The sequence below is a fragment of the Pseudomonas sp. BN515 genome, assembly GCF_029873155.1.
Lineage (GTDB): Bacteria > Pseudomonadota > Gammaproteobacteria > Pseudomonadales > Pseudomonadaceae > Metapseudomonas.
Genome location: NZ_SSOH01000073.1, coordinates 118,191 through 142,034 on the forward strand (window position 1 = coordinate 118,191; position 23,844 = coordinate 142,034).

The 23,844-nt window shown below is 64.7% G+C and carries 33 protein-coding genes; 21 read left to right on the plus strand and 12 right to left on the minus strand.

Annotated elements, in window-relative coordinates:
• Positions 1 to 43 precede the first annotated feature (43 nt).
• The 7 genes from E8E91_RS19635 to E8E91_RS19665 form a co-directional block, all read right to left on the minus strand.
• Positions 44 to 421: an HNH endonuclease gene (locus E8E91_RS19635; RefSeq protein ID WP_280378019.1), complete on the minus strand. Its 378-nt coding sequence runs from the start codon at positions 419 to 421 to the stop codon at positions 44 to 46.
• Positions 411 to 761 (minus strand): phage holin family protein, encoded by a 351-nt coding sequence (locus tag E8E91_RS19640; protein WP_280378021.1) that lies wholly within the window; start codon positions 759 to 761, stop codon positions 411 to 413. The genes E8E91_RS19635 and E8E91_RS19640 overlap by 11 nt, the downstream gene beginning before the upstream one ends.
• Positions 762 to 1,372: 611 nt before the next feature.
• A complete protein-coding gene (locus E8E91_RS19645; RefSeq protein WP_280378024.1) occupies positions 1,373 to 1,741 on the minus strand; it encodes a hypothetical protein in 369 nt (122 codons plus the stop codon).
• Positions 1,738 to 3,978, minus strand: coding sequence for a VapE domain-containing protein (locus E8E91_RS19650; RefSeq protein ID WP_280378026.1), 2,241 nt, complete (start codon positions 3,976 to 3,978; stop codon positions 1,738 to 1,740). The genes E8E91_RS19645 and E8E91_RS19650 overlap by 4 nt, the downstream gene beginning before the upstream one ends.
• The gene (locus E8E91_RS19655; protein ID WP_280378029.1) at positions 3,971 to 4,195 is read right to left on the minus strand and encodes a TraR/DksA C4-type zinc finger protein; all 225 of its coding nucleotides are present in this window, start codon (positions 4,193 to 4,195) and stop codon (positions 3,971 to 3,973) included. Before E8E91_RS19655 ends, E8E91_RS19650 begins: the two co-directional genes overlap by 8 nt.
• On the minus strand, positions 4,188 to 4,700 hold the full coding sequence (locus tag E8E91_RS19660) for a phage regulatory CII family protein (protein ID WP_280378032.1): 513 nt from the start codon (positions 4,698 to 4,700) through the stop codon (positions 4,188 to 4,190). Before E8E91_RS19660 ends, E8E91_RS19655 begins: the two co-directional genes overlap by 8 nt.
• 336 nt (positions 4,701 to 5,036) lie before the next feature.
• On the minus strand, positions 5,037 to 5,288 hold the full coding sequence (locus E8E91_RS19665) for a YdaS family helix-turn-helix protein (RefSeq protein WP_280378035.1): 252 nt from the start codon (positions 5,286 to 5,288) through the stop codon (positions 5,037 to 5,039).
• Between the two features lie 108 nt (positions 5,289 to 5,396).
• Between E8E91_RS19665 and E8E91_RS19670 the strand changes: the two genes are divergently transcribed.
• From E8E91_RS19670 to E8E91_RS19730, 13 genes are all read left to right on the plus strand, one after another.
• A complete protein-coding gene (locus tag E8E91_RS19670; RefSeq protein ID WP_280378038.1) occupies positions 5,397 to 6,110 on the plus strand; it encodes a LexA family transcriptional regulator in 714 nt (237 codons plus the stop codon).
• 100 nt (positions 6,111 to 6,210) lie between these two features.
• Positions 6,211 to 6,387: a hypothetical protein gene (locus E8E91_RS19675; protein ID WP_280378041.1), complete on the plus strand. Its 177-nt coding sequence runs from the start codon at positions 6,211 to 6,213 to the stop codon at positions 6,385 to 6,387.
• Positions 6,384 to 6,698, plus strand: coding sequence for a hypothetical protein (locus E8E91_RS19680; protein ID WP_280378045.1), 315 nt, complete (start codon positions 6,384 to 6,386; stop codon positions 6,696 to 6,698). Before E8E91_RS19675 ends, E8E91_RS19680 begins: the two co-directional genes overlap by 4 nt.
• Positions 6,695 to 7,288, plus strand: a complete 594-nt coding sequence (locus E8E91_RS19685) for a hypothetical protein (RefSeq protein ID WP_280378047.1) — start codon at positions 6,695 to 6,697, stop codon at positions 7,286 to 7,288. The genes E8E91_RS19680 and E8E91_RS19685 overlap by 4 nt, the downstream gene beginning before the upstream one ends.
• 8 nt (positions 7,289 to 7,296) lie before the next feature.
• On the plus strand, positions 7,297 to 7,581 hold the full coding sequence (locus tag E8E91_RS19690) for a phage antirepressor KilAC domain-containing protein (RefSeq protein ID WP_280378049.1): 285 nt from the start codon (positions 7,297 to 7,299) through the stop codon (positions 7,579 to 7,581).
• Between the two features lie 158 nt (positions 7,582 to 7,739).
• Positions 7,740 to 8,192, plus strand: coding sequence for a hypothetical protein (locus E8E91_RS19695; protein ID WP_280378052.1), 453 nt, complete (start codon positions 7,740 to 7,742; stop codon positions 8,190 to 8,192).
• Positions 8,189 to 8,536 (plus strand): pyocin activator PrtN family protein, encoded by a 348-nt coding sequence (locus E8E91_RS19700; protein WP_280378054.1) that lies wholly within the window; start codon positions 8,189 to 8,191, stop codon positions 8,534 to 8,536. Before E8E91_RS19695 ends, E8E91_RS19700 begins: the two co-directional genes overlap by 4 nt.
• 50 nt (positions 8,537 to 8,586) lie before the next feature.
• On the plus strand, positions 8,587 to 9,009 hold the full coding sequence (locus tag E8E91_RS19705; protein WP_280378058.1) for an AAA family ATPase: 423 nt from the start codon (positions 8,587 to 8,589) through the stop codon (positions 9,007 to 9,009).
• 55 nt (positions 9,010 to 9,064) lie between these two features.
• Positions 9,065 to 9,760: a hypothetical protein gene (locus E8E91_RS19710; RefSeq protein WP_280378060.1), complete on the plus strand. Its 696-nt coding sequence runs from the start codon at positions 9,065 to 9,067 to the stop codon at positions 9,758 to 9,760.
• On the plus strand, positions 9,757 to 10,302 hold the full coding sequence (locus tag E8E91_RS19715; protein WP_280378063.1) for a phosphohydrolase: 546 nt from the start codon (positions 9,757 to 9,759) through the stop codon (positions 10,300 to 10,302). The genes E8E91_RS19710 and E8E91_RS19715 overlap by 4 nt, the downstream gene beginning before the upstream one ends.
• Complete coding sequence (locus E8E91_RS19720) at positions 10,299 to 11,483, plus strand: Lar family restriction alleviation protein (RefSeq protein WP_280378065.1); 1,185 nt, start codon at positions 10,299 to 10,301, stop codon at positions 11,481 to 11,483. Before E8E91_RS19715 ends, E8E91_RS19720 begins: the two co-directional genes overlap by 4 nt.
• A gap of 322 nt (positions 11,484 to 11,805) precedes the next feature.
• Positions 11,806 to 13,656, plus strand: a complete 1,851-nt coding sequence (locus E8E91_RS19725) for a DNA cytosine methyltransferase (protein ID WP_280378068.1) — start codon at positions 11,806 to 11,808, stop codon at positions 13,654 to 13,656.
• Positions 13,653 to 13,937: a hypothetical protein gene (locus tag E8E91_RS19730; RefSeq protein ID WP_280378071.1), complete on the plus strand. Its 285-nt coding sequence runs from the start codon at positions 13,653 to 13,655 to the stop codon at positions 13,935 to 13,937. Before E8E91_RS19725 ends, E8E91_RS19730 begins: the two co-directional genes overlap by 4 nt.
• Here E8E91_RS19730 and E8E91_RS19735 read toward each other — a convergent pair whose 3' ends face one another.
• The gene (locus tag E8E91_RS19735) at positions 13,938 to 15,557 is read right to left on the minus strand and encodes a recombinase family protein (protein WP_280378224.1); all 1,620 of its coding nucleotides are present in this window, start codon (positions 15,555 to 15,557) and stop codon (positions 13,938 to 13,940) included.
• Positions 15,558 to 15,579: 22 nt separating this feature from the next.
• Between E8E91_RS19735 and rimO the strand changes: the two genes are divergently transcribed.
• The 6 genes from rimO (at position 15,580) to tsaA (ending at position 19,886) form a co-directional block, all read left to right on the plus strand.
• The gene (gene rimO, locus E8E91_RS19740) at positions 15,580 to 16,914 is read left to right on the plus strand and encodes a 30S ribosomal protein S12 methylthiotransferase RimO (RefSeq protein ID WP_280378074.1); all 1,335 of its coding nucleotides are present in this window, start codon (positions 15,580 to 15,582) and stop codon (positions 16,912 to 16,914) included.
• A gap of 120 nt (positions 16,915 to 17,034) precedes the next feature.
• A complete protein-coding gene (locus E8E91_RS19745; RefSeq protein WP_280378076.1) occupies positions 17,035 to 17,385 on the plus strand; it encodes a DUF393 domain-containing protein in 351 nt (116 codons plus the stop codon).
• 49 nt (positions 17,386 to 17,434) lie between these two features.
• Complete coding sequence (locus E8E91_RS19750; RefSeq protein ID WP_280378077.1) at positions 17,435 to 18,076, plus strand: glutathione S-transferase family protein; 642 nt, start codon at positions 17,435 to 17,437, stop codon at positions 18,074 to 18,076.
• 95 nt (positions 18,077 to 18,171) lie between these two features.
• Positions 18,172 to 18,942 (plus strand): SDR family oxidoreductase, encoded by a 771-nt coding sequence (locus E8E91_RS19755; RefSeq protein WP_280378078.1) that lies wholly within the window; start codon positions 18,172 to 18,174, stop codon positions 18,940 to 18,942.
• A gap of 64 nt (positions 18,943 to 19,006) precedes the next feature.
• Complete coding sequence (locus tag E8E91_RS19760) at positions 19,007 to 19,192, plus strand: hypothetical protein (protein WP_280378080.1); 186 nt, start codon at positions 19,007 to 19,009, stop codon at positions 19,190 to 19,192.
• Position 19,193: 1 nt separating this feature from the next.
• Positions 19,194 to 19,886 carry a tRNA (N6-threonylcarbamoyladenosine(37)-N6)-methyltransferase TrmO gene (tsaA, locus tag E8E91_RS19765; RefSeq protein WP_280378082.1) on the plus strand — a complete coding sequence of 231 codons (693 nt, stop codon included), beginning with the start codon at positions 19,194 to 19,196 and terminating at the stop codon, positions 19,884 to 19,886.
• Between the two features lie 127 nt (positions 19,887 to 20,013).
• Here the strand turns inward: tsaA and E8E91_RS19770 are convergent, their stop codons facing one another.
• Complete coding sequence (locus tag E8E91_RS19770) at positions 20,014 to 20,316, minus strand: putative quinol monooxygenase (RefSeq protein ID WP_280378084.1); 303 nt, start codon at positions 20,314 to 20,316, stop codon at positions 20,014 to 20,016.
• Between the two features lie 60 nt (positions 20,317 to 20,376).
• Between E8E91_RS19770 and E8E91_RS19775 the strand changes: the two genes are divergently transcribed.
• Positions 20,377 to 20,790: a VOC family protein gene (locus E8E91_RS19775; RefSeq protein WP_151136292.1), complete on the plus strand. Its 414-nt coding sequence runs from the start codon at positions 20,377 to 20,379 to the stop codon at positions 20,788 to 20,790.
• Between the two features lie 56 nt (positions 20,791 to 20,846).
• On the opposite strand, the gene fpr is transcribed toward E8E91_RS19775, so the two are convergent.
• Positions 20,847 to 21,626: a ferredoxin-NADP reductase gene (gene fpr, locus E8E91_RS19780; protein ID WP_151136293.1), complete on the minus strand. Its 780-nt coding sequence runs from the start codon at positions 21,624 to 21,626 to the stop codon at positions 20,847 to 20,849.
• Between the two features lie 128 nt (positions 21,627 to 21,754).
• Between fpr and E8E91_RS19785 the strand changes: the two genes are divergently transcribed.
• Positions 21,755 to 22,681 (plus strand): LysR family transcriptional regulator, encoded by a 927-nt coding sequence (locus E8E91_RS19785; protein WP_151136294.1) that lies wholly within the window; start codon positions 21,755 to 21,757, stop codon positions 22,679 to 22,681.
• Between the two features lie 3 nt (positions 22,682 to 22,684).
• Here the strand turns inward: E8E91_RS19785 and E8E91_RS19790 are convergent, their stop codons facing one another.
• Together E8E91_RS19790 and erdR are read right to left on the minus strand one after the other, a co-directional pair.
• Complete coding sequence (locus tag E8E91_RS19790) at positions 22,685 to 23,050, minus strand: diacylglycerol kinase (RefSeq protein WP_069085287.1); 366 nt, start codon at positions 23,048 to 23,050, stop codon at positions 22,685 to 22,687.
• Between the two features lie 72 nt (positions 23,051 to 23,122).
• On the minus strand, positions 23,123 to 23,773 hold the full coding sequence (erdR, locus tag E8E91_RS19795) for a response regulator transcription factor ErdR (protein WP_280378087.1): 651 nt from the start codon (positions 23,771 to 23,773) through the stop codon (positions 23,123 to 23,125).
• Positions 23,774 to 23,844 lie beyond the last annotated feature (71 nt).

Sequence of the window (23,844 nt, forward strand, 5' to 3'; positions counted from 1 at the left end):
CGAGATCCCCCCGTCGTTCGACACTCGGGAGACTGGAGGTTTTTCACCCCCCCTCCCCGGTCGAAACCGGGCGGTTCCAGTGGTGGCGCGGGTCGAGCGGTCGGCCATCGGCAGAGCAGCCGACCTGGCCCGACTTCTCCATCCGCTGCTTGGTCGAGTCGTGGCAGGGCTTGCACAGCGACTGCCAGTTGGCCCGATCCCAGAACAACTTCCACGCCTTGGCGATCCGCTCAGGGTCACCGCTCAACTTGGCGTCACCCAGACGGTGAGGCTCGGTGTGGTCGACCAGCGAGGCCGCGACCGAGAGGCCGCGACCAAGGCAGAACATGCAGAGTGGATGGCGGCGCAGATGATCGGCGCGGGCCAGCTTCCAGCGGTAGCCGTAACCCTTGGCCGCCGAGCTGAGAGGCTTAGTGCTCATCGGCTCCACCTGGCGGCGGCACATCGCACACGTCCATCCGCTTGGCCACCCACCGCTCGTAGAGGGCCGACGCCACGTCAGCGCCCATGGTGGCCACGATGCAGCCAACGGCCACCGCGACCACGATGTGCACCTTGAGGCCGATTAGCACCAGGCCGAAGGTGCCCAGGCCGAAAAAGGCCGAGGCACCAGCACGCAGCGCAATGCGCTTGAGCAGATCCCAGCCGGTGAGGCCAGCCTTGTCGGCCCGCCACATCTCGCCGCTGAGTCCCGCCAGCACCAGGGCCAGTACCACCATCCACAGCGGTACCTCAGCCACCACCTGGTTCTGATCGCTCATCGCATCACCTCGAAGAAAAAGCCCGCTGCCTTGCGGGCGAAGGGCCGGCTATCAGCCGACCAGCGTGATAGGTGCCGCCTTGCGGCGGCGGGTGCTGCTGACCAGGGCTGGGGGCCCTGCAGCACCAGGGAGACGGAAACAAAAACCCCGGCGCGGCGGCCGGGGTTTTGGGGGAGGCTTGCTGCTCGCGCACCTCTACGAAGTTAGCGACTTTATACCCCCTGATTCTCATGGCAGCTAGGGGGCGGTACTGCCATAGGCGCAATGTGTACCTAATGTGCCCGCAATGCGTACCGAATGCGTACCTAATAAGTTACTGCTGGCTATTGGCGCCGCAGGCGCATTCCCCACATACCCCACCGTTCTAACAGGTTGGACACCGCTACACCCCGCATCCTTGCTGACTGTTCCCCACCTCCCCACCTAAAAGGAGGAATAGTTATCTTGTGGGAGCGTGCACACGCTTGCGCGTGTAGACACGCGCCACGTCTGCACATACGTGCCCTTGGGGAAGGTGGGGAGGTTGGACGCAACCAGCAACACCGCGCCTTTCGCGCTGCCCCACATACGAATCAACGTATGGCAGGTGGGGTACAAACGAAAAGCGCGCCTCATGCGGCGCGCCTCCTGATCAGTTGGTCCTCTATCGACACGTGCGCGTCGTGAAGCCTTCGGTAGTACTGGGGCCTACTACAGCCACATGCCTCCCACTTCTGGCACTCGAGACTGTCGTAGTTGGTGTAATGCTCGATCACAACCTGGTGTTCCTTGAACGGTAGATGCTTGTTGACGATCAGCTCGATCTCCGCTGCTCGGTCCAACAACACCCGTGAGCCCCGCGTACAGCGGATCAGCTCTCCCTTGTTGGCGATCAGGGTAGCAATCATGCTGCCGCCTCCGCCACCGAAATCACCACCAGGTTCCGGCCCATGCAGCTCAGCCGCCCATAGACGTAGCGCCTCGTCGATATAGTCGATCATAGGGCCGGCTCCCGATCCGCCAATGCCATCTGGCCTGGACTCTTCCAGCTCTCTGGCCGCATGTAGGCATAAGGCCGGACACCCCCACGACCGGCTGGCGCCAGGCGGCGCCTGCGCCACTTGAGCCGGTGCATGATCTGACCAAGCCGGGTCTGCTCAGGCCGCCCCCAATGGCCGGGCTCGATGTTCAGCGCCTTCTCCAGCAGAACGTCACCGCTCACACTCTCGCAAGGGTTCGTCTGCAGGTAGCTCACGATGCGGGGCTCCCAGAAGTCACCCTGGAAGCGCACGTCCTGCTCGGCCTCGAACATCACCTTCTCATCATCCTGCGGCCACCAGGGCTCACCAGCGAGGTACAGCTGCAGCGCCTCGGCCAGCAGCTGATCACGCACCGACCGTAGCCCCGCCAGATCCACCTTCATGCACAGCACCGGCCAGTAGCGCCGGTTGCCAGTCGGATCGCGCAGATACTCGTCCTGGTTCGTTGTGCCGGCGAACACGCATTGACGCGGCAACCGGATATTGCGCCGCCCGTAGCTGGGCCTGAACGTGTCGACGGAAGCGCCAAAGAACGATTTGGCCTTGGTGCTCTCCACCTTGTTCAGCGCATCCAGCTCGGCCAGCTCGACGATCCACATGCCCTGGATCTGCTGGTAGGCATCCTTGTTGCCCAGGTCGATGGGCGTGTCCATGTACCACTCACCGCCCAGCACCCCGAGCGCAGACGACTTGTTCAACCCCTGCTCACCTTCGAGGATGATCACGCAGTCCGCCTTCGCGCCCGGCACCATCACCCGCGCAACCGCCGAGATCAGATAGCGCATACCCACCGCGCCGGGGTACTCATCATTCCCCGCCAGCGGCACGCCGCCCAGGTAATCGCGCACCCACGTGCTGAGCCGTGGCTTCCCGTCCCACTTCAGCCCCTGCAGATAGTCCCGAACCGGGTGGAACTGGTTCTGGTGCGCAACCACAGCCACCGCCTCCAGTACCGCCATCGACTTCACCAGCAGCCCGTACTGCTCCGCCAACCAGATCGCCGTGCGCGTGTCATCGAGGTCAGACCACTCGCCGGCACGCCCGCCATAAGGCGTGGCCCTGCGCTTCACGGTTCGGCCGGCGAAGACATCCTCACCGATCACGCCTTTCCAGCGGTCGTCGTTCTCCAGAATCAGCGAGATGTTCGCCGGGTGGGGCAGCAGAGCCCCCTGTTTCGTCCGGTGCAACCCCGCCAGCCAGTCCGCGTCGGCACTCGGCCGCACAACCGCCATCACCTGGCGGCGCACCGCATCCATGCCCTCGGCCAGGTGCAGGTCGTTGAAGTCGGTCCACTTGTCATCGCGCTCCCCGCTGAACACTGGGAACACCACCCGGCCGCCAACCACAGCTGCCGCGTGCTCGGCCTTTTCCACGCCAGGGTTCCAGGGCTCATCCTTGTGGTTCGTCGTCTTCCAGTCATCATCGGCGCAGAACAGGAACTGCCGGCCGGGAAAGCGCTCGCGCAATGCCTCGGCTACCGGCATCAAATTGCCCGCAGTGAAGGCTGCGCAGGTGCAGAGCCCGGTCGCCAAATGAACGCTGGCCGCCGTGGCATAGCCCTCGCAGATCAGCACCGCCTCACCCGGCTCCGGGTGCGGGCCGAGCAGGTGGAAGGCCCCGACCGGATCAAGGCCCGGCGGCCAAAAGCGCTTGCTCAGCCCGTCCTCGTCCGGCTGGCCGAACAGCACCTGCAGGCCGACCACCTGATCATGTACGTTGATCATCGGCACCAGGGCAGTGTCGGGCTTGCGCCCGAACTTCAGCCCAACGGCCGGCACCGCCTTGCGATCCAGATACGCACAGCGCCCACGTTCGGGCAGCGTCTCCCACATCCGTGCAGCACGGCGCCGCGCACGGGCCGCTCGGCCGGCGCGCTTCGCCTCTTCCTTCTGTTTGGTCGCTTCCACGCGGGCCTTGATGACCTTGCGATCCTCCTCGGTCATCCGCCCGCCTACAGGCTTGAGCTTCTGGAATGAACCCTTCTCACCTTCGCGCCATGAGCCAAACGCCCCGGCGTAGAAGGTGCGGCCCTCATTCACATGCTCATAGACCACGTAGAAGCCGGTTTTCGTTTTGCCCTTGTCGCCCTCGGCACGGCAGCGCACACGCTCGCCGATGATCAACGGCAGGTCAGGGTCCAAACCGCCGGCCTGCAGCTGGGCCAGCACGTCGTCGAGCAGTTCGTGACGATCAGCCATAGATCACCGTCCTTGTCCGGTCATGCCGGCCCTGACACTCGATGCAGCGAGTGCAGCCTCGCCCGGCCAGAGCCAGGCGACGCCCCTCGGGGATCTCTTCCCCGCAATCCTCGCAATCCTCTGCGACTGCCCCACCTTGGGCAGGCAGGCGCGCCGCGATCTGCTGCTCCAGCTGGAGCAACATGGCGTCGTTCGCCTTGTCCACGTCATCAGCCATGGGACTGGTCCTCCGCATGCTTCTTACGCACGGCGGCGCCCAGCTTGAACACGGCCTGAACCAGGCGCTCGGTCAGCGCCTCGAACTCGGCCAGCTCGTCGTCGTTGAGGTCGTCGTCATCCAGGCTTTCAGAGAGGTGCTTGGTCAGGTCGCCCTCGCGGCTGAGCATGTCGCTGATGCCAGCCAGCAGGGCTTTGGGAGTGTCGGTCTCGCGCAGATCGGACACGTCGATGCCCACCCAACCAATGGGACGCAGGATCGATTCGATGATGCGGCCGTCACGAGTGGCGTCGAGGATCAGCTCCAGGTCGCGGATGTTCGGCGTGTGTGTGGTGTTGGTGAGGCTCAGCTTGTGATTGAAGGTCGTGGGGTTGATATCCCCATCAATGGCCGCGATGGCAGTAGCGCCACCGGGATAGTCGCGGGCCGCGTGATGCAGGGCCTGTGGCAGGGTAAGAATCGTTCGTTTGGCGCGCTCGGCATATCCAATCCGGGCTCGGGTCATGGCAGTTGCTCCCTAAGTCTGCCAGTGACCGCACCGCTACTGATTGCTACAGTTGCGGCATGGTCACTTACAGGTGGTCATGTGCAGATGGCGGCTCTGTGGTGGAAAGGCCATCTGCTCCCCAGTAGGCGAGGCGCTCGCTCCGCGAACGCCCCGCCGAACAAGCCAGCTGCTCTGTGGTGGAGAGGCTGGCAACCCAGAGCTTCCGTGCTCTGGTTCGGGGAAGCGGGACAGGTCGTGGCGGTGTACGTGGTGTGCTCCCTTCGACCTGTCTCGCAACCCCACCCCCGGTGGTGACGGGGGCAGTCAGCTGCGACGCAGCATGGCTGCTTTGATTCAGGCAGCCACACCAACCGCGCCGGAGCCAAAAACGTCGGGGCGCAACTCGTAGCGACTAACGCCACTGATCTCTTCAACCTTCAGGACCAACTCAGCAGGGCAAAGGCCTTTGACCCGAAGGTGATGCCAAAGCAGCTGCTGAGAAATCGACGAACCGGCAGCCGTCAGTTTTCGTGACAGCTCCGATTGGCCACCCGCTGCCACAACGGCCCGCTCAAAGGCTTCTTTCATCTCGTCTCGCGTAAACATGGAGGTAATCCTCAGATGGAGCTGGCACCCAATCTACAAACAAAACTGTTATCTGGCAACAGAGACTTCTGTTTGAGAGGCTACAAAGAAATTTGTAGGGTGCCGTCTATGAGCACTCCTACTGAAAGACAACAGGCCATAGCAGACCTGTTCAAACGCCGCCGGCAAGAACTGAAGATGTCCCAGAGCGATGTAGCTCGGGGCGTTAGCGAGCTGCTGGGCGGGGAGGTTTTCAAGCAGCAGTCATATGCCGCAATCGAATCAGGCAAAACCAAGCACTCCAGGTATTTAGCGCAGATAGCTCGCGTGTTAGGCATACCGCCCCAGGCGGTAGACCCAGCAAGCCCTGCGCCCCGCTTGGTGCAGGAGTCGATCATCCCCTATGGCGAGACAGCCACAGTAGTTGGGGAAACAGGAAGGAAGTTGCCAGTGGTAGGCTCGATTGCAGCAGGCGCATGGTGTGAAGCTATTGATTTGTTTCAACCTGGTGACGCAGAGGAATGGATTGAATCCCCCGGCCCCGTAGGGCCCCGAGCATTCGTGCTCCAGATCGAAGGCATCAGCATGCTCAATACTGGGGGCTCTGTGAGCTTCGCACCAGGTGATCGAGTGGTGATTGACCCCGATGCAGACGCCAGGCCAGGAGACTACGTTGCCGCCAAGGTCGCCAGCTCGAACAGCGTGACCTTCAAGCGCCTGCAGTGTGAGGACGGTGAGTGGTTCCTCGAAGCGACCAACCCGGACTGGAGCCCCCGGTACATCCGAATGACCGAGGAATGGCACATCTGTGGCAAAGCCATGTGGAAGGTACAAAAGCTCTAACAAGCACTGCCTGTCGATTCTACAAACAAAACTGTTGACAGCCTAACAGGACTGTTTGTAGCTTTGCCTCGTCTCTCCACCACAGAGCCGAGGCAAAGCCATGCACACTACCGCCACATTGCACGTCCATCCGGCGTGCGCCTCCAACCGTCAACTGATCGAGCGCCTGCAGTCTGATACCGGCCTGCTTGTTGTCATCAACGGCGGCAAACCCAAGCTGCAAAAGCGCTCCGCGCCCGTCACCCCTACCAACCCCTGGGGAGGTGACGCAGCATGAATAAGCTCACCGCCAAGCAGCGCCGAGCCCAAACGGCTAGTGATCGGGCCTTCTACATCCAGCGCACGCTGACAGCCATCCGCGCCGACCGCGAAACCAAGCTCAAGTCCGACTTGGAATCCCCAACCGCCTTTGCCCACGGAATGGTCTCGGCCGGCCTGTTCCTCAAGCAGCTCTCTGCCTCCGAGTACGACCTCCTGTGGGATCTGGCATCCAATGCCAGAAAATTCCGGCGGCGGGAGCTGCAACACAACCAACCGCTCTACACCTGGAAGGAACAACCCGCCATCGCACAGGAGGCCGCCGCATGAGCCGCTTCTCCCTCAGCGATCAGGACCTGGTGCGCCTCGCCGCCCAGCTCAACCTCACCGGCACCTTCAACCACAACGCCCGGTCGGCCTACAGCGACCAGGTGCTGCCCTTCAAGCTGCAGGTGGAGCAAGGCGGCGCCACCGTCTCCACCACCATCCTTGTGGGCGGTGAGCGCCACACCCTTGCCCTCGAAGCGGCCGACCGCACCAAGCACCACACCCTGGCTGACTTCATCGACGCCATCGCCAACGGAACTGTGGACAGCGCCGAGCCGGCGCCGCCTCGCATCATGAGCCAGGTCGACGAGCCCGAGCCGCTGATCAGTACCGAGCAGGTCGAGCAGCTGCATCACATCGTCCGGCGTGGCGGTTCCCTGGATCTCGACGTGGGCCTGCAGCATCCCATCCGCGTTGCCACCCACCGCACCTTCAACCGCGAGGGGCTGACCGTAATCCTCACCATCGGCAAGGAGCGCCCGCGCACTACCTGCTTCACCGTCCTGGGCAAGCACAACGAGCGGTTCAAGCGGGTGATGCTATCCGTTGAACACCTCGCCGCCATTGGCCTGCCACAACGTAAAGCCGCGTGAGGTGAGCCATGGAACGGACTCTTGAACAGACCGCCAAGCTGCTCGGCCTCACCCGGCCCGCACTGATGCGCCGGATGCGCGAGTTGGACCTGCTTGACGCTAGCCGACTTCCCAAGCACCCGCTGCGTGACAAGGCCTACCTGCGCAAGAAGGAAGGCAGCTGGCAGCACCCGACCTGCGGCACCCAATACACCTACTCCACCCGAGTGACGGAGGCCGGCGTGGTCTGGCTGCGCGAAAAGCTCGGCATTGCCATGCCGGAGCCCCAGCCGGACCCGCGCGATGTCGCGTGATTCCGGCCCCTGGCCGCGCCACTACGCGGCTCACATCGTGAGCCTGCCCACCCTGTCCGAACGCCGTGCGGCGTTCGACAAGGTACCACCGGAGTGGCGCGAGCTAGTGAAGAAGCAAGTGGAGATCGCCTGGAACCATCCAAGTAGGAAAGAACCCCATGGACAGCAAACTAATCGATGAAACCCTGCTCCAGGTGCTGCAGCTACCCGTGGCCAAGAGAACCCCGGAGCGCATCTTGAGCCATCTGACCCTCGCAGCCACGGCTGCAGATGCCAAGCTGCACGGCGCCTCCCCGCTCCAGTTGGAGCACATGAAGCTGCACGCCGCTGTCGGCCACCTGGCCGCCGAACTAGGTGACGGCTTCACCTACCGCACCAACTTGCGCCTCGGCCCAGACCTGGAAGGCATGGAGCTGTTCGCAACCATCGAAGCACGCACCCTCGGCGACGAGGGACAACGCTGGACCGGCTACGGCGGGTCAGCTGAGCGCGTGATCGCATCCCTGCGCCGCGACATGGAGCAGCACGGCAAGGCCCTCGAAAAGCGGCCCCCTCGACGCCTGCGTAGCTCCAACCCGCTCCGCATGCTGCCGAGGGAGCGTCGCGCATGAGCCATCAACACGACAACCAGCAGCGCCTCAACCTCCTTGCCCAGCCCCGCCCCATGACGGTGGACATGCTCTTCCGCATGTTCGGGACGGTGCTGATCCCGCTGGAGGACGTGCGCGCCAAGATGTTCCGCAACCTCAACGAAAAGCGCTTTCGCCTCACGGTAGGCACGCGCCGACTGCCCATCCCCGTCACCACCGTGGATGGCAGCAGCAAGGCGCTGCCCTTTATCGAGATCCACCAGCTCGCCGCCTACATCGAGCACCGCGCCACCCTCGCAGACGAGGACCTGGTGCGCCTGCTCAATAGCTCGGAAGTGCCGGAACTGGAAGCCGAGGAAGACTGATCCACCCACCGCTGCCACCACCAGCGGAACACCACACCAAGGAGCACACCATGGACCGCAACACCCACCCCACCCAAAAAAGCTGGCTCGTCCACGGCCCCCAGGGCTGCGGCAAGACTACCCATGCCCGCGCCATCGCTGACGCCATGGGCCTCAAGCACGTGTTCGACGGCTGGGAGCCGGGCATGCGAGCACCCGCCACCGATCACCTGGTGCTCACCAACGCAGAGCCACCCTTCGATCCGTTCGTGCGCCGCGTCCTGACCTTCGATCAGGCCCTGGCCCGCGCCGACACCACCATCACCCTCTGCCGCGAGTGCCGCGTCACGCGCGCCGTGGACAACGGCACCCGCCTCTGCGTCGACCACCAGTTCATGTCGGACACCTATGAGCGCTACGACGCCCTGAAAGCCGAAGGTCACCAGGATTTCCAAGCGGCCGTTATGGCCGGTCTGGCCGACCCCGACTTCTGATCCCGTTGCGCGCCTGCCACCACCAGGCGCGTGGACTCACCACAAGGAGCACACCATGGAACTGACCACCCAACAGCTGATTTACGTCCTGTTCGCTCTCGGCCTGACCGCTGCTGCGCTGATCGGGCTTGCCTACTGCGCCGGGCTTCGCACCGGCTGCTCTGCCGGCGAGAAGCAAGGCCGCGAGGCCTCCGCCAAGTGCTGGCGGCCGATGCTCACCGACAGCCGCGGCGAACTGGCAGAGGCCCTGCAGCGCCTCGACGCCCGCGAGCGCGAGATCCGCGCCCTGCGGATCAACGTCGAGCAGGAGACCTCCGACCACCAAGCCTTTGAGCAGCAGCTGCAGCAGGAGCTGGCAGCAGCCCGCACCTTCGCCCTGACCTGGGATGACCAGCAGACCCTGATCAAGGCCGCTCGCCAGCTCGGTGTGGCTGCCCAGCAGTTCGCCCGCACGGGCAGCACCAAGGCCAATCACGCCGCCCTGCATCGTGATGCCCTCTCGGCCCTGGCCGCGAAGGTGCAGGCCGCCATCGACGGCGGCCACGTCCACCCGGACACCGAGCTGATCGAGTGGCTGGACCGCGCGGCCTCCGTCTACGGCCACGGCGAGGAGTACGTGCAAATGAACTTCCAGCTTGCTGCAGATCCGACTGGCTACAACCACATCCGCGACGTGCTCAAGCTGGCCAAGCAGCAAGACGAGGAGATCGATCAGAACCACGCCGCCACCCTGCAGGAGGCCGCAGCATGACCTGGATACTCACCCGCAGCGGCAAGCGCTTCGACCTGCAGGAACCCTCGGCCAAGATGGTCGACGGCGCCGACATCGCCTACGCGCTCGGCCAGCTCTGCCGTTTCAACGGCCACACCGGCGCTTTCTACAGCGTTGCCCAGCACTCCATCATTGTCGCGGACCTGGTGCCGGCCGAGCACCAGCTGCAGGCCCTGCTCCACGACGCGGCCGAGGCCTACGTGGGCGACATGGCCAGCCCGCTGAAGAAGATGCTGCCGGAGTTCCGCCAGATCGAGCTGCGGATCTGGCACGCCATCTGCGCCCACTTCCACATCGAGCCCGAGCTGCCGGCCTGCGTCCACGACGCCGACCTGATCGCCCTGGCGACCGAACGCCGCGACCTGATGCCACCCCACCGTGACGCCTGGGAATGCCTCGCCGGCACCCAGCCCATCGCCGCCAGGATCACGCCCTGGAACGCGGCCGAGTCGACCACCCACTTCCACAACAGGCTGCTGGATCTGCTGGCAACCACCCACCGAGCGAGGGCTGCAGCATGACCGGAATCAACCTCAAGCCCTGCCCCTGCTGCGGCAGCACGGCCGCCTTCAACAACGACGGCGAAGGCGCCAACTGGATCGAATGCACCAAGGAAACGTGCGGCCTGTCCACCATGCAGGCCTACAGCCTGATGGATAGCTGCTATCCCCGACTGGCTCAGGCGTGGAACAGCCGCGCCCGCCCCCTGACCACTAGCACACCCTTCCTCGTCGGGATTCAGCGGCAGGACGGAACGCCCTACATCGACGATCTGTGCGTCTCCAGCTCCTTCGCGGAAATGGAAGCCCTAGCCGAGGATCTGAACCGCGAGTCTGCGCTGGGCGGCGGGACCTTCGACCACTACGCGGCCGTCCCCCTCTACCCGGGCAACGATCCATTCCTGGTGGCCGCCCGAGTGGGCATCAGCCAAGCCGCTGAGGACGTACTGATCGAGCGCCGCCGCCAAGGGACGGACGAAGGCTGGACGCCGGATCACGACGACGCCCAGGTATCGCACGAACTCGCCGAGGCAGCGGCCGGCTATGCCATCGCCTCGACAGGCAAGCCATTCGAGCTGTTCGAGACGGTTTGGCCATGGGAGCCCCACTGGTTCAGACCAAGCGAGCCACGCCGGATGCTGGTCAAAGCCGGCGCCCTGATCGTGGCCGAGATCGAGCGCCTGGACCGCGCCACTGCCAGAACCACTCCGATCTCACCGCTATTCGTCACCGGCCACACCGACTACCTGCCAGCAGAGGCGACAGACCGGCGCTTTACGGTGGTCACGCCGGAAGCGGCCGATGTCCTTTCGATCCAAACCGCGACCATCCCCAGCAACATGCTGAACGCGATCAACAATCGCATGAATGGCGGTAACTGCCCCACCGCTGGCTGCCTCGGCGAGTGCCCGATCATCACCAGGATTCAGCCGGATCTGTTCGAGGCTGTGCTGTACATCTGGGATGCCGCCTTCAACGACTCTGCCGCCGTCGCCGGCTGGTTCCGCGAGCTTGGCGCCGACGACGTCACGGTTTCCCTGACGCTGTACAGCGATGCGAACGGGGACCGCGACGGCCAGACCTTCGAGGGAAGCCGCGAGTGGTCCGTGATTTTCTCGATGGCCCAAGCGGCCAGCGAACCCACCCCCCTGCCCGGCTCGCCCGAAGGGCACCCCACCGAAGGCGCGGAGGTGCAGCCGTGACCCTCGCCACCCACCGCACTCAAGCCCCGGCCGCGCGAAAGCGCGGCGGCGGCCTCGCTCACATACCCCAGGACTGCGCCGTGGCCATCGGCCGCCAGCAGACGCCCAAGGGTGGCGAGATAAACAGCCTCTGCCGCGCAGCGGCAGGCATCATCCCTACCCTATCCAGCGCCCGCGCAGGAGTTGTACACCCCACGACAGGCGTGCGCCGTGCCGCGCAAATGGGGACAACGCTCCGCTTCCCGCCCCGCCCGCACGCGCAGCCTGTTAAGGGGTATACGCACCTGCAGGAGAAGGCCAACCAGGCCGGCGGGGGTGCTGCATGACCAGCCTCAACAACCGCGCGCCGTCGACCTTCCGAACCCAATACGGCCTTCCTTTGGACGAAGCCGACGATGCCATCGTAGTGGACCTGTTTGCCGGCGGCGGTGGAGCCAGCACTGGCCTGGAAATCGGCCTCGGGCGCCAGGTAGCCATCGCCATCAACCACAACCCGGCGGCGATCAGCATGCACACCGCCAACCACCAGCACACCACCCACTACCAGACCGATGTCTGGGGCGTAGACCCGCTGGAGAGCACTGGCGGCAAGACAGTCGGCTGGCTGCACGCATCGCCGGACTGTCGGCACCATAGCCAGGCGGCCGGCGGCCAGCCGCGCAAGAAGGAGATCCGCGACCTGTCCTGGGTGGTGGTGAAGTGGGCCGGCAAGCTGCGGCGCCAGAGCAAAGGACCATGGGTGATCAGCCTGGAGAACGTGAAGCAGATCCTCCAGTGGGGTCCGCTGATCGCCAAGCGCTGCAAGGTCACCGGCCGCGTGGTGAAGCTGGACGGCGCCGTGGCGGCGCCGGGCGAGCGCGTACCGCGCCATGAGCAGTTCCTGGTGCCGAACCCGAAGCACAAGGGCCGTACTTGGCACCACTTCGTCCAGACCTTGCGCGGCCTGGGCTACCACGTCGAGTGGTGGGTTGAGCGCAACTGCGACTACAGCGACCCCACCAGCCGCCAGCGGCTGTACATGGTGGCCACCGCCGACGGCTACGAGCCGGCGGCGCCAGTGAAGACCCACGCGGCCAAGCCCGCCAAGGGCCAGAAGCCGCACCGCACTGCGGCGGAGTGCATCGACTGGAGCGACCTGGGCCAGTCCATCCGCAACCGGAAGCGCGCCCTGGCCGACGCGACCATGCGCCGGATCGCCCTCGGCATCGAGCGGGAAGTGAAACAGCGTGCGCAGCCCTTCATCGTGCCCATCGCCAACTGGTCGCGCGAAGCGGTCAACCCGGTTCACCAGCCGCTGAACACCATCACCGCCTGGCCGAAGGGTGGCTCGTTCGCGCTGGCCTCCCCAACGCTGATACAGGTTGGCTACGGCGAACGGGAAGGCCAGGAGCCGCGAGTGCCTGGGCTGGACAAACCGCTGGGCACGGTGGTCGCTGGAGGCGGCAAGCACGCGCTTGCCACTGCCTTCCTGGCCCAGGCCAACGGTGGCTACAACACCACCCACAGCCGCCCGTCCGACGTGCCGATCAGCACCATCACCAACAAGGGCAGCCAGCAGCAGCTGGTGAGCGCCAACCTGGTGACCCTGCGCAAGGGTTCGCACGGAGCCCCGGTGGACGCCCCGCTGGGCACCCAGACCGGCGCCGACCACCACGGTCTGGTCGCGGCGCACTTGCTGCACCTGCGCGGCAACTGTGACGCGCGCGGCGCCGACGAACCCCTGCAAACCATCAGCGCTGGCGGTCAGCACCACGGCCTGGTCACCGCGGAGATGGCAGGCGCCAGCCTGACGCCAGAGCAGATGGATGGCGCCATGTGGGTCGCTGCGTTCCTCATGAAGTACCACGGCACTGGGGAGAACATCAGGCCGCTGGACGAGCCGGTCAGCACCGTGACCACCAAGGACCGCCTGGCCCTGGTCACTGTGTGGATCAGCGGCGACCCCTACGTGATCGTAGATATCCGGCTGCGCATGTTGAAGCCGCGAGAGCTGTACCGCGCCCAGGGCTTCCCCGACAGCTACATCATCGACCAGGGCCATGACGGCCGCCGGTTCACCCTGTCGGAGCAGGTGCACATGTGCGGCAACAGTGTCAGCCCCGGAACCATGGCAGCGATCGCACGCGCCAATGATCCCTGGCAAGCGCGTCAGATTAGGAGACTTGCAGCATGAAGAACGCTATCCCTAACCCCCCGCTGCAGGCCTCGCGCATCACCGCCAACGCCAGCACGGGCTTCAAGGTGACCACCGCCGACGGGCGCCCTGCCCGCCTGGCCGTGGTGGACGACGAAGGCAACGTGATCGAGGCTGGCCAGGATCTCGCCTGGGCAGCCTGGCGCGTGTGCGTCGAGGTGCAGGAGAACTTCTGGGAGGGTATGGGCTGGCTGGAGGTTCACACCAGCCCGCCCGGCGACCCCGTACTGGTCGAAAGGCTCATGGGCAAAGCTGCCTGATCACCCCCGGCGGGCGCGGCCACGGCTCTCGACCCAATGGCCCGTCCGCCGATTCACCTCCAGATACACCTGCCTCCCCGTCCGCGACACCAGCACCAGGTTAAGCACCTTGGATGCCGGGTCCGGCACCACGCCCCGCATGTAGACCGTTATCCGGCTGAAGGTGTCCAGCATCAGCTGCCGCACCTTCTCACGGGCAGGGCTGTAGATGTCCTCCACCTCCACCGCAAGCTGTCGCCACAACTCGGCGCGGGCCGGCGACTGCCGGGGCGCCGACCCGGCCAGCTCGTGCTCGATGCGCTCAGCATCGTGCTGCAGCTGCTGCAGCTCGCCCTCCAGCTCGCGCGCCTTCCTGACGAATGCCAGCGGCGCGGCGCCCTGGTCATCGGCCAGCAGCGCCTCGGTCACCCGGGAAAGCTGCCGCTCCACCTCAGCCTGCCGGCGGCGAAGATCCTGGAGGCGGCGGCGCGGACCCGCGTCATCATCTGCAGGAGCCAATATCCGGTCGAGGTTCAGTTGGTCGGAGCAGAAGGTCATGACCGCCTTCTCGACTGGAACCACGCTGCAGCTGGCCGACTTGCAGCCCTGGCGGTTGCTGTAGGACGTGCAGTGCAGCCGGCGATGGCCATCGTTCAGCGTGCCATCCTCGCGCGCTCGGCTGACCAGGTTCTGCGCCACCACGGCCGTGCCGCAGTAGCCGCACCAGGTGATCCCGATCCCCGTCACGAGGCCCACGATATCGCTAGCACCCCGCCGCCCGTGACGCGTCTCGGTCGAGCCCTGCAGGTCCTGGTACTCCTCATCGGTGAGCAGCGGCGGATAGTAGCCCTCCAGCAGGTAGTCCTCTCCGTCAACGCTGATCCGCTTCGCACCCCGCAGCGCCGGCAGCTTCACCAGGCGGTATAGCTGCTGCCCCGCCAGCCCCCACTCGGTCAGGGCATAGCCTTTCTCGGCCAGCTTGCGCACCGCCCGGGTGGCGCCCTCGCCCTGCTTGTACAGCTCCAGGGCGTAGCGCACCGCCTCCACCCGCTCAGGGATCTGCTGCCAGACTGACGCCTCGCCGTCCCAGCGCAACCACTGCGGATCTCGTCCGTTGCGGATCAGGCCCCGGTAGGTGCCGGCCTGCCAGCCCTCGCACTGACGTCGGATGGCCGCCTTGACCCGCTTCGACTTGGTGTCGGACTCCTCGTGCGCCCGGATCATCACCAGGAGCGAGTAAACCAAGTCCATGGGCTGCGCCTTCAGGCCGGCGCGGTTGTACTCCCGGCCGTCGCTCGCGGTCACCACGGTGATACCGGCATTGATGATCTGGGCGAGCTGAGCCTGCGCCTGGATGGGCTCGGCACGACTCAACCGGTCCAGCCCCTCGACGATCAGCACCGAGCCAGCAGGGATGCGACCCTCGTCAACCGCCTGCAGGAAAGCCCCGAGGGCGCCCTGCTTGACGTGCTGCTGGTGGTAGGCCGACAGACCCTCGTCCCGCAGGGAAAGGGTCTGATCGAGCACCAGGCCGCGCTCAGCCGCCCACTTCTGTGCGTACTGCAACTGACGGTCGGCGCTGCTCCCGGTCGCCTGCTTAGGGTCAGAGAACCGCAGATAGCTGTATACTCGCGCGTTTATTTTTCACCCCCCGTGATTCGCCATGACCGCCAAAGCAGAAAAGAAAGTTCCTAGTGTAGGGTTTATTTCCTTAGGGTGCCCGAAGGCCACCGTCGACTCCGAACGCATCCTTACCCAGCTGCGCATGGAAGGCTACGAAATCGTACCGACCTACCAGGATGCCGACGTGGTCGTGGTCAACACCTGCGGTTTCATCGACAGCGCCAAGGCCGAGTCCCTCGACGCCATCGGTGAAGCCATCGCCGAGAACGGCAAGGTGATCGTCACCGGTTGCATGGGCGTTTCCGAAGATTCCATCCGCGACGTACACCCGAGCGTGCTGGCCGTGACCGGTCCGCAGCAGTACGAGCAGGTGGTGAACGCCGTTCACGAAGTCATTCCTCCCAAGGCCGACCACGATCCCTTCGTTGACCTGGTACCGCCGCAGGGCATCAAACTGACCCCGCGTCACTACGCCTACCTGAAGATTTCCGAAGGCTGCAACCACAGCTGCAGCTTCTGCATCATTCCCTCCATGCGCGGCAAGCTGGTCAGCCGCCCGGTGGGCGACGTGCTCTCCGAGGCCGAGCGCCTGGTCAAGGCCGGCGTGAAGGAGCTGCTGGTGATCTCCCAGGACACCAGCGCCTACGGCGTCGACCTCAAGTACAAGCTCGACTTCTGGAACGGCCAGCCGGTGAAGACCCGCATGCTGGAACTGTGCGAAGCCCTGTCCGCCATGGGCGTGTGGGTGCGCCTGCACTACGTCTACCCGTACCCCAACGTGGACGACGTGATCCCGCTGATGGCTGAAGGCAAGCTGCTGCCCTACCTGGACATCCCCTTCCAGCACGCCAGCCCGAAAGTGCTCAAGTCCATGAAGCGCCCGGCCTTCGAGGACAAGACCCTGGCCCGCATCAAGAAGTGGCGCGAGATCTGCCCGGACCTGACCATCCGCTCCACCTTCATCGTCGGTTTCCCCGGCGAGACCGAGGAAGACTTCCAGTACCTGCTGGACTGGCTGACCGAAGCCCAGCTCGACCGCGTCGGCTGCTTCCAGTACTCCCCGGTGGAAGGCGCCCCGGCCAACGACCTGGGCCTGGAACTGGTGCCGGACGACGTGAAGCAGGACCGCTGGGAGCGCTTCATGGCCCACCAGCAGGCCATCTCCACCGCCCGCCTGCAGCTGAAGATCGGCCGCGAAATGGACGTGCTGATCGACGAAGTGGACGACGAAGGTGCCGTGGCCCGTTCCTGGGCGGACGCGCCGGAAATCGACGGCAGCGTGTTCATCGAGTCCACCAGCGTGAAGCCGGGCGACAAGGTGCGCGTACGCATCGTCGATGCCGACGAGTACGACATGTGGGCCGAACTGGTCTGAGTCGATAGTTGGATGAAAGAGCCCCGCTGATGCGGGGCTTTTTCTTTTGGGCACACTCATGCGCCCTCTTGGTCGTAGGATGTGGTGGAGCGCAGCGATACCCATCAATAGAGCCCCGCCATGCTCAAGGTCTTCTACGACGGCGCCTGCCCGCGCTGCATCGCCGACCGCCGCTGGTACGAATCCTTCCCCCGCGCCGCCGAGGGCGTGGAATGGATCGACATCACCGGCCGTGACGCCGAGTTGCGCGCCCTGGGCATTGACCCCTACCTGGCACTAACCGAACTCCACGTCCAGGACGAAGCCGGCCGCATCCATCGCGAACTGGACGCCTACATCCTCCTGTTCGCGCGGGTCCCCAGGATGGCACCGCTGGCCTGGGCGATCGGGCTGCCGCTGATCAGGCCACTTCTGTCACTGGTCTACCGCCGCTGGGTTCTGCGCCGTTTGAGGCGGGACGGCAGGCTCTAGAGGCTGCGTCTAGACTCGCAGCATCCATGGCCCAAGCGGAATCACAACAATGACCGACCAGAACCGCCAGGTAACCCTCTACCACTGCCCTTACACCCGCTCCACCGGCGCCCTGACGCTGCTGGAAGAGCTCGGCGCGGACTTCAAGCTGCATGTGATGAACATGAAGCTCGGCGAGCAGCGCAAACCCGAGTTCCTCGCCATCAACCCCATGGGCAAGGTCCCCACCATCACCCACGGCGACGCGGTGGTCACCGAGCAGGTATCGGTCTACCTCTACCTCGCCGATCTCTACCCCGAGGCCAAACTGGCACCGCCCCTGGGCGACCCGTTGCGCGGCCCCTACCTGCGGTGGATGGTGTTCTACGGCTCCTGTTTCGAACCGGCCGTGGTGGACCGGGTACAGAATCGCGAGCCGATTCCGGAAGCGCGCTCGCCCTATGGCGATTTCGACAGCGTGATGAAGACCCTGGTTGGCCAGCTCAAGCAAGGGCCCTGGCTGCTCGGCGAACAGTTCACCGCCGCCGACGTGCTCTGGGGCAGCGCGCTGAACTGGACGACCCAGTTCGGGCTGATCCCGGAAGTGCCGGCCATCAAGGCATACATCGCCCGTTTCATCGAACGCCCTGCCTACACCCGTGCCCTGGCCAAAGACGCCGAGCTGGCCGCCGCCCAGGCTGCCCCCGCCTGACAATGCCAGTGCATTCCGCACCTCGATAATGCCCCCGCCCCGGCCACCCCGGGGCTAGGGTATGGGCCTTTCCCGGCACAGTCGCGAGGTTCGCCATGCATCCTTATTTCAGCCTTCAGGGCCGCACCGCCCTGGTCACCGGTGGTACCCGTGGAATCGGTCGGATGATCGCCCAGGGCTTCCTCGAAGCCGGTGCGCGCGTCTTCATCTGCGCCCGTGATGCCGAGGCCTGCCACGAAACCGCTGTCGAGCTCTCCGCCTTTGGCGAATGCCATGGCCTTGCCGCGGACCTCTCCAGCGAAGAAGGCGCCAAGGCGCTGGCCGAAGCGCTGGCGCAGCGCATCGAACGGCTGGACATCCTGGTGAACAATGCCGGCACCACCTGGGGCGCCCCGCTGGAAAGCTATCCGGTGAAGGGCTGGGAAAAGGTCATGCAGCTCAACGTCACCTCGGTGTTCAGCTGCATCCAGCAACTGCTGCCGCTGCTGCGCAAGGCCGGCAGCGAAGCCAGCCCGGCGCGGGTGATCAACATCGGCTCGGTCGCCGGGATCACCTCCCATGGCGAAGAGGCCTACGCCTACGGGCCGAGCAAGGCGGCGCTGCACCAGCTCTCAAGGATGCTGGCGCGGGAACTGGTGGCCGAGCACATCAATGTCAACGTGATAGCCCCCGGGCGCTTCCCCAGCAAGATGACCCGCTTCATCGCCAATGACCCTGAGGCCATGGCCCGCGACACCGCACTGATCCCGATGAAGCGCTGGGGGCGGGGCGAAGAAATGACCGCACTGGCCATCAGCCTCGCCAGCACGGCGGGGGCTTACATGACCGGCAACGTCATCCCCATCGACGGTGGTTTCCACCTGTAACCGGTCTATTGCGCGGCGCCCGGCGCGGCGCTAGGGTAGCCGCGCACTTCAGCGGAAATACCCCATGCGCTTCGCTCTCCTGACTCTATTGCTCACCCTTGCCGCCCCGAGCTTCGCTGCGCCGGCGCCCTTCTTCATCTGGCAGAGCAAGCAGGATGGCGCGCTGACCTGCGCCCAGACCACGCCTGGCGAAGGCTGGCAGCGCCTGGGTGGGCCCTTCCGCGATGCCGGCTGCCGCGTGCCCTACTGACATGCAGCACAGCATTTCCCCGGTCGGTTACGTCCGCTCCTGCTTCAAGGAAAAATTTGCCATTCCCCGCCAGCCTCACCTGGCGCCAGCTGCCCGGGGCGTGCTGGAACTGGTGCCACCGTTCGATACCGGCGATGCCGTCGCAGGGCTGGAACAGGTCAGCCATGTCTGGCTGCTGTTCCTGTTCCACCAGGCCCTGGAAGACAAGCCGCGACTGAAAGTGCGCCCGCCGCGCCTGGGCGGCAACCAGTCCATTGGCGTCTTCGCCAGCCGCTCCACCCACCGCCCCAACGGCATTGGCCAGTCGGTGGTGAAACTGGAGAAGGTCGAAGCCGGTCGTCTCTGGCTGTCCGGCATCGACCTGCTGGACGGCACGCCGGTCGTGGATATCAAACCTTACGTGCCCTACGCCGACCGTCAGGAAGGCGCGCTCAACGCCATCGCCGACGCGGCGCCGGAACTGATTCCGGTGGAATGGGAGCCAAGCGCCCTGCTCCAGGCCCGCGAACACGGCCAGCGCCTGGGCGAACCCCTGGCCGAGCTGGTGGAGCAGTGCCTGGCCCAGGACCCGCGTCCGGCCTACCAGAAGCCCGAGCCCGAACGCCGCTACGGCGCCCGCCTGTGGGACGTGGACGTGCGCTGGCATTACCCCGAACCGGGGCGGATTCGCGTGCTGGAGATTGCGCGGGGCTGATTTTTTCGGGGCAGCGCCAACCGTCGCAGTTGGCGCATGGCCCAACGTGTAGGAGCGAGCTTGCTCGCGAAAAGATCCTGCTCTAGCTGTTCGCGAGCAAGCTCGCTCCTACAAAAAGAGGCGCTATTCAGCGGGCCGGGTTGAGCACCAGGGAATCGGCTTCGATGCAGTCCTGCTCCATGATCAGCGGGTCCACCAACGGGCGGCTGGCGAGGAAATGCGGCGTCCGCATGTGCGCCTCGAAGGCGGCTTCGTCGGTGTAGACCTCATAGAGCCAGACCAGATCGGGATCGCTGCGATCCCGCAGTACATCGAACACCAGGCAACCGGGTTCGTCGCGCACCGATGCAGCGGCGTTGACGCGCATGGCGTCCATGAAAGCGTCCAGGCTGCCGGGACGCAGGCGGGTCTTGAGGAGAAGGCAGTACACGTTGAACTCCGTTTTGTCTTATATTTCTCAAAAATTGTATACAAAAACGGAGACAAAGAAATGCCCACTCGCCCGAGCCGCCTCAACGGCCTGCGCCATATCGCCATCGTCGTGCCCAACCTGGAGGAGTGCGAACGCTTCTACGTGGACGTGCTGGGCATGGAAGTCCTCAACCGCGCCAACGAGGACCTCGTCTACCTCACCTGCGGCAACGACAACCTGTCCCTCGGCCGCGCCTTCGCATCCGCTAGCGGCGTGCAGGCGGTGGACCATTACGGCTTCGTGGTGGACAGCCTGGAAGAGCTGGAAGCCTGGTACCAGTACCTCAAGGCCAAGGGCGTGACCATGCTCGACCGCCCCTTCGCCCATGGCGACGGCGCCCACAGCTTCCACGTGCTGGACCCAGCCGGGAACAAGATCCAGCCGATCTACCACCCGGCCATCTCCGGACAGCGTTTCAGCTCCCCGGTCTGATCCCCGGAAACGACAAAGCCCGCCAATTGGCGGGCTTTGCTGTGTAACGATGGCGCTTACTTCTCGACGAAGGCGCGCTCGATCAGGTAGTCGCCCGGCTCACGCATACGCGGGGAGATCTTCAGGCCGAAGCTGTCGAGAACCTCGCTGGTCTCGTCGAGCATGCTCGGGCTGCCACAGATCATGGCACGGTCGTCCTGCGGGTTGATCGGCGGCAGGCCGATGTCTTCGAACAGCTTGCCGCTGCGCATCAGGTCGGTCAGGCGGCCCTGGTTCTCGAACGGCTCGCGGGTCACGGTGGGGTAGTAAATCAGCTTGTCCTTGACGGCTTCGCCGAAGAATTCGTTCTGCGGCAGATGCTCGGTGATGAACTCGCGGTAGGCGACTTCGTTCACGTAACGCACGCCGTGGACCAGGATCACCTTCTCGAAGCGCTCGTAGGTTTCCGGGTCCTGGATCACGCTCATGAAGGGCGCGAGGCCGGTGCCGGTGCTCAGCAGGTACAGGTGCTTGCCCGGGTTCAGGTCGTCGAGCACCAGCGTGCCGGTGGGCTTCTTGCTGATGATGATCTCGTCGCCTTCCTTCAGGTGCTGCAGCTGGGAGGTCAGCGGACCATCCGGCACCTTGATGCTGAAGAACTCCAGATGCTCTTCCCAGTTCGGGCTGGCGATGGAATAGGCGCGCATCAGCGGACGACCGCTGGCCTGTTGCAGGCCGATCATGACGAACTGGCCATTCTCGAAGCGCAGGCCCGGATCACGGGTGCACTTGAAGCTGAACAGCGTGTCGTTCCAGTGATGAACGCTGAGAATGCGCTCCGAGTTCATGTTGCTCATTTACGGGGCTCCGAAAATTTGAAGTCGCCAGCGCCGCTCAGGAGGGGGCGCGATTGCGCGACATTGTAATGACCACCACAATATCTGTTAACTGAATTATCAAGATATAGGTTATCGGTTATATAGATATGCGATTTACTCTCCGTCAGCTCCAGGTATTCGTCGCCGTCGCCCAGCAGGAGAGCGTTTCCCGCGCTGCCCAGCAGCTTTCCCTGTCGCAGTCGGCCGCCAGCACTTCCGTAACGGAGCTGGAGCGGCAGTCGGGGTGCCAGCTGTTCGATCGCGCCGGCAAGCGCCTCAGCCTCAATGCCCTGGGCCGGCAGTTGCTGCCCCAGGCGGTGGCCCTGCTGGACCAGGCCCGCGAGATCGAGGATCTGCTCAATGGCAAGACGGGCTTCGGCTCCCTTGATGTCGGCGCCACCCTCACGGTGGGCAACTACCTGGCCACCCTGCTGATCGGCTCCTTCATGCAGCGCCACCCGGAATGCCAGGTGAGCCTGCATGTGCAGAACACGGCGAATATCGTCCAGCAGATCGCCCTCTACGAGCTTGATCTGGGTCTAATCGAAGGCGACTGCCAGCACCCGGATATCGAAGTACTGCCCTGGGTGGAGGATGAGCTGGTGGTGTTCTGTGCGCCGCAGCACCCGCTGGCTGCCAAGGGTCAGGCGAGCCTGGCGGAGCTGAGTCGCGAAGCGTGGATTCTCCGGGAAAAGGGCTCGGGCACCCGCCTGACCTTCGACCAGGCCATGCGCCACCACCCTACCCCGCTGAACGTCCGCCTGGAGCTGGAGCACACCGAAGCGATCAAGCGCGCGGTGGAATCGGGCCTCGGCATCAGCTGCATCTCGCGGTTGGCCCTGCGCGATGCCTTCCGCCGCGGCAGCCTGGTGCCGGTGGAAACCCCGGGCATCGACCTGCGCCGGCAGTTCTATTTCATCTGGCACCGGCAGAAGTACCAGACGGCGGCCATGCGCGAGTTCCTCGATCAGTGCCGGGCACTGACCGCCGGGGTGACGCGCAGTGACGAGATCGTACTTCCGCCGATTGCCTGAGCATCAGCCCAGGAGAATGGTCGCCCAGACCGCAGTGATCAGGGTCAGCGCAGTGAATTGCGCGGCGCTGCCCATGTCCTTGGCGTTCTTCGAAAGGGGGTGGCGTTCGAGAGAAATGCGGTCGATGGCCGCTTCCACCGCCGAGTTCAGCAGCTCGACGATCAGCGCCAGCAGGCAGACGCCGATCATCAGCGCGCGTTCGCCACGGCTGACATCGAGGAAGAACGACAGCGGGATCAGGACCACGTTGAGCAGCACTAACTGACGGAAGGCGGCTTCGCCAGTGAAGGCGGCACGCAGCCCGTCAAGGGAATATCCAGCGGCGTTGAGAATACGTTTGAGGCCGGTCTGGCCTTTGAATGGCGACATAGGAAAAGGGGCTGTTGAGAGGAGCGCGCAGCCTAACGCAACGCGCTTCAAATTTGCGTGAAAGACCCGGCGTCAGGACGACGGAATCGATTCCATCTGTTGCAGCAGCAGCGCGGCCTGGGTGCGGGTACGCACGTTGAGCTTGCGGAAGATAGCGGTCACGTGGGCCTTCACCGTGGCTTCCGAAACATGCAGTTCGAAGGCGATCTGCTTGTTGAGCAGGCCCTCGCAGACCATGGTCAGCACGCGGAATTGCTGGGGCGTCAGGCTTGCGAGGCCCTCGCTGGCAGCCTTGGCCTCATCGGACAGGGCCTGTGCTTCTTCAAGCTGCGGAGGCCACCAGACATCGCCATCGAGCACCGCGCGCACCGCGTTCTGGATGACTTCCAGCGGGCTGGACTTGGGAATGAAACCGCTGGCACCGAACTCACGGGAACGAGCGACTACCGACGCTTCTTCCTGGGCGGAGATCATCACCACAGGGATCTGCGGATACTGACCGCGCAGCAGCACCAGGCCGGAGAAGCCGTAGGCTCCGGGCATGTTCAGGTCGAGCAGGACCAGGTCCCAGTCGGCACGCTCGGCCAGGCGGGTCTCGAGCTCGGCGATGCTCGCCGCTTCCACCAGCCGCGCATCAGGCCCCAGGCCCAGTGTCAGGGCTTGCTGCAGGGCGCTGCGGAACAGCGGGTGGTCATCGGCGATGAGAATTTCGTATGAGGCCATGGGCATGTCCTTTTTGTAATGGGCCCAGACACGCCTCTCCGGGGGTGTGGAAAGGCATTTCGGCACGACGG

Excerpts from the sequence above, each read along its gene's own strand:
- E8E91_RS19715 (WP_280378063.1), top strand. The coding sequence starts at position 9,757 with ATGACCTGGATACTCACCCGCAGCGGCAAGCGCTTCGACCTGCAGGAA.
- E8E91_RS19730 (WP_280378071.1), top strand. The coding sequence starts at position 13,653 with ATGAAGAACGCTATCCCTAACCCCCCGCTGCAGGCCTCGCGCATCACC.
- rimO (WP_280378074.1), top strand. The coding sequence starts at position 15,580 with ATGACCGCCAAAGCAGAAAAGAAAGTTCCTAGTGTAGGGTTTATTTCC.
- E8E91_RS19690 (WP_280378049.1), top strand. The coding sequence starts at position 7,297 with ATGGAACGGACTCTTGAACAGACCGCCAAGCTGCTCGGCCTCACCCGG.
- E8E91_RS19710 (WP_280378060.1), top strand. The coding sequence starts at position 9,065 with ATGGAACTGACCACCCAACAGCTGATTTACGTCCTGTTCGCTCTCGGC.
- E8E91_RS19700 (WP_280378054.1), top strand. The coding sequence starts at position 8,189 with ATGAGCCATCAACACGACAACCAGCAGCGCCTCAACCTCCTTGCCCAG.
- E8E91_RS19790 (WP_069085287.1), bottom strand. The coding sequence starts at position 23,050 with ATGTCGCCATTCAAAGGCCAGACCGGCCTCAAACGTATTCTCAACGCC.
- E8E91_RS19670 (WP_280378038.1), top strand. The coding sequence starts at position 5,397 with ATGAGCACTCCTACTGAAAGACAACAGGCCATAGCAGACCTGTTCAAA.
- erdR (WP_280378087.1), bottom strand. The coding sequence starts at position 23,773 with ATGGCCTCATACGAAATTCTCATCGCCGATGACCACCCGCTGTTCCGC.
- E8E91_RS19640 (WP_280378021.1), bottom strand. The coding sequence starts at position 761 with ATGAGCGATCAGAACCAGGTGGTGGCTGAGGTACCGCTGTGGATGGTG.
- E8E91_RS19725 (WP_280378068.1), top strand. The coding sequence starts at position 11,806 with ATGACCAGCCTCAACAACCGCGCGCCGTCGACCTTCCGAACCCAATAC.
- E8E91_RS19645 (WP_280378024.1), bottom strand. The coding sequence starts at position 1,741 with ATGATCGACTATATCGACGAGGCGCTACGTCTATGGGCGGCTGAGCTG.
- fpr (WP_151136293.1), bottom strand. The coding sequence starts at position 21,626 with ATGAGCAACATGAACTCGGAGCGCATTCTCAGCGTTCATCACTGGAAC.
- tsaA (WP_280378082.1), top strand. The coding sequence starts at position 19,194 with ATGCAGCACAGCATTTCCCCGGTCGGTTACGTCCGCTCCTGCTTCAAG.
- E8E91_RS19685 (WP_280378047.1), top strand. The coding sequence starts at position 6,695 with ATGAGCCGCTTCTCCCTCAGCGATCAGGACCTGGTGCGCCTCGCCGCC.
- E8E91_RS19650 (WP_280378026.1), bottom strand. The coding sequence starts at position 3,978 with ATGGCTGATCGTCACGAACTGCTCGACGACGTGCTGGCCCAGCTGCAG.
- E8E91_RS19660 (WP_280378032.1), bottom strand. The coding sequence starts at position 4,700 with ATGACCCGAGCCCGGATTGGATATGCCGAGCGCGCCAAACGAACGATT.
- E8E91_RS19755 (WP_280378078.1), top strand. The coding sequence starts at position 18,172 with ATGCATCCTTATTTCAGCCTTCAGGGCCGCACCGCCCTGGTCACCGGT.
- E8E91_RS19695 (WP_280378052.1), top strand. The coding sequence starts at position 7,740 with ATGGACAGCAAACTAATCGATGAAACCCTGCTCCAGGTGCTGCAGCTA.
- E8E91_RS19785 (WP_151136294.1), top strand. The coding sequence starts at position 21,755 with ATGCGATTTACTCTCCGTCAGCTCCAGGTATTCGTCGCCGTCGCCCAG.
- E8E91_RS19665 (WP_280378035.1), bottom strand. The coding sequence starts at position 5,288 with ATGTTTACGCGAGACGAGATGAAAGAAGCCTTTGAGCGGGCCGTTGTG.
- E8E91_RS19705 (WP_280378058.1), top strand. The coding sequence starts at position 8,587 with ATGGACCGCAACACCCACCCCACCCAAAAAAGCTGGCTCGTCCACGGC.
- E8E91_RS19775 (WP_151136292.1), top strand. The coding sequence starts at position 20,377 with ATGCCCACTCGCCCGAGCCGCCTCAACGGCCTGCGCCATATCGCCATC.
- E8E91_RS19760 (WP_280378080.1), top strand. The coding sequence starts at position 19,007 with ATGCGCTTCGCTCTCCTGACTCTATTGCTCACCCTTGCCGCCCCGAGC.
- E8E91_RS19655 (WP_280378029.1), bottom strand. The coding sequence starts at position 4,195 with ATGGCTGATGACGTGGACAAGGCGAACGACGCCATGTTGCTCCAGCTG.
- E8E91_RS19675 (WP_280378041.1), top strand. The coding sequence starts at position 6,211 with ATGCACACTACCGCCACATTGCACGTCCATCCGGCGTGCGCCTCCAAC.
- E8E91_RS19750 (WP_280378077.1), top strand. The coding sequence starts at position 17,435 with ATGACCGACCAGAACCGCCAGGTAACCCTCTACCACTGCCCTTACACC.
- E8E91_RS19720 (WP_280378065.1), top strand. The coding sequence starts at position 10,299 with ATGACCGGAATCAACCTCAAGCCCTGCCCCTGCTGCGGCAGCACGGCC.
- E8E91_RS19635 (WP_280378019.1), bottom strand. The coding sequence starts at position 421 with ATGAGCACTAAGCCTCTCAGCTCGGCGGCCAAGGGTTACGGCTACCGC.
- E8E91_RS19680 (WP_280378045.1), top strand. The coding sequence starts at position 6,384 with ATGAATAAGCTCACCGCCAAGCAGCGCCGAGCCCAAACGGCTAGTGAT.
- E8E91_RS19745 (WP_280378076.1), top strand. The coding sequence starts at position 17,035 with ATGCTCAAGGTCTTCTACGACGGCGCCTGCCCGCGCTGCATCGCCGAC.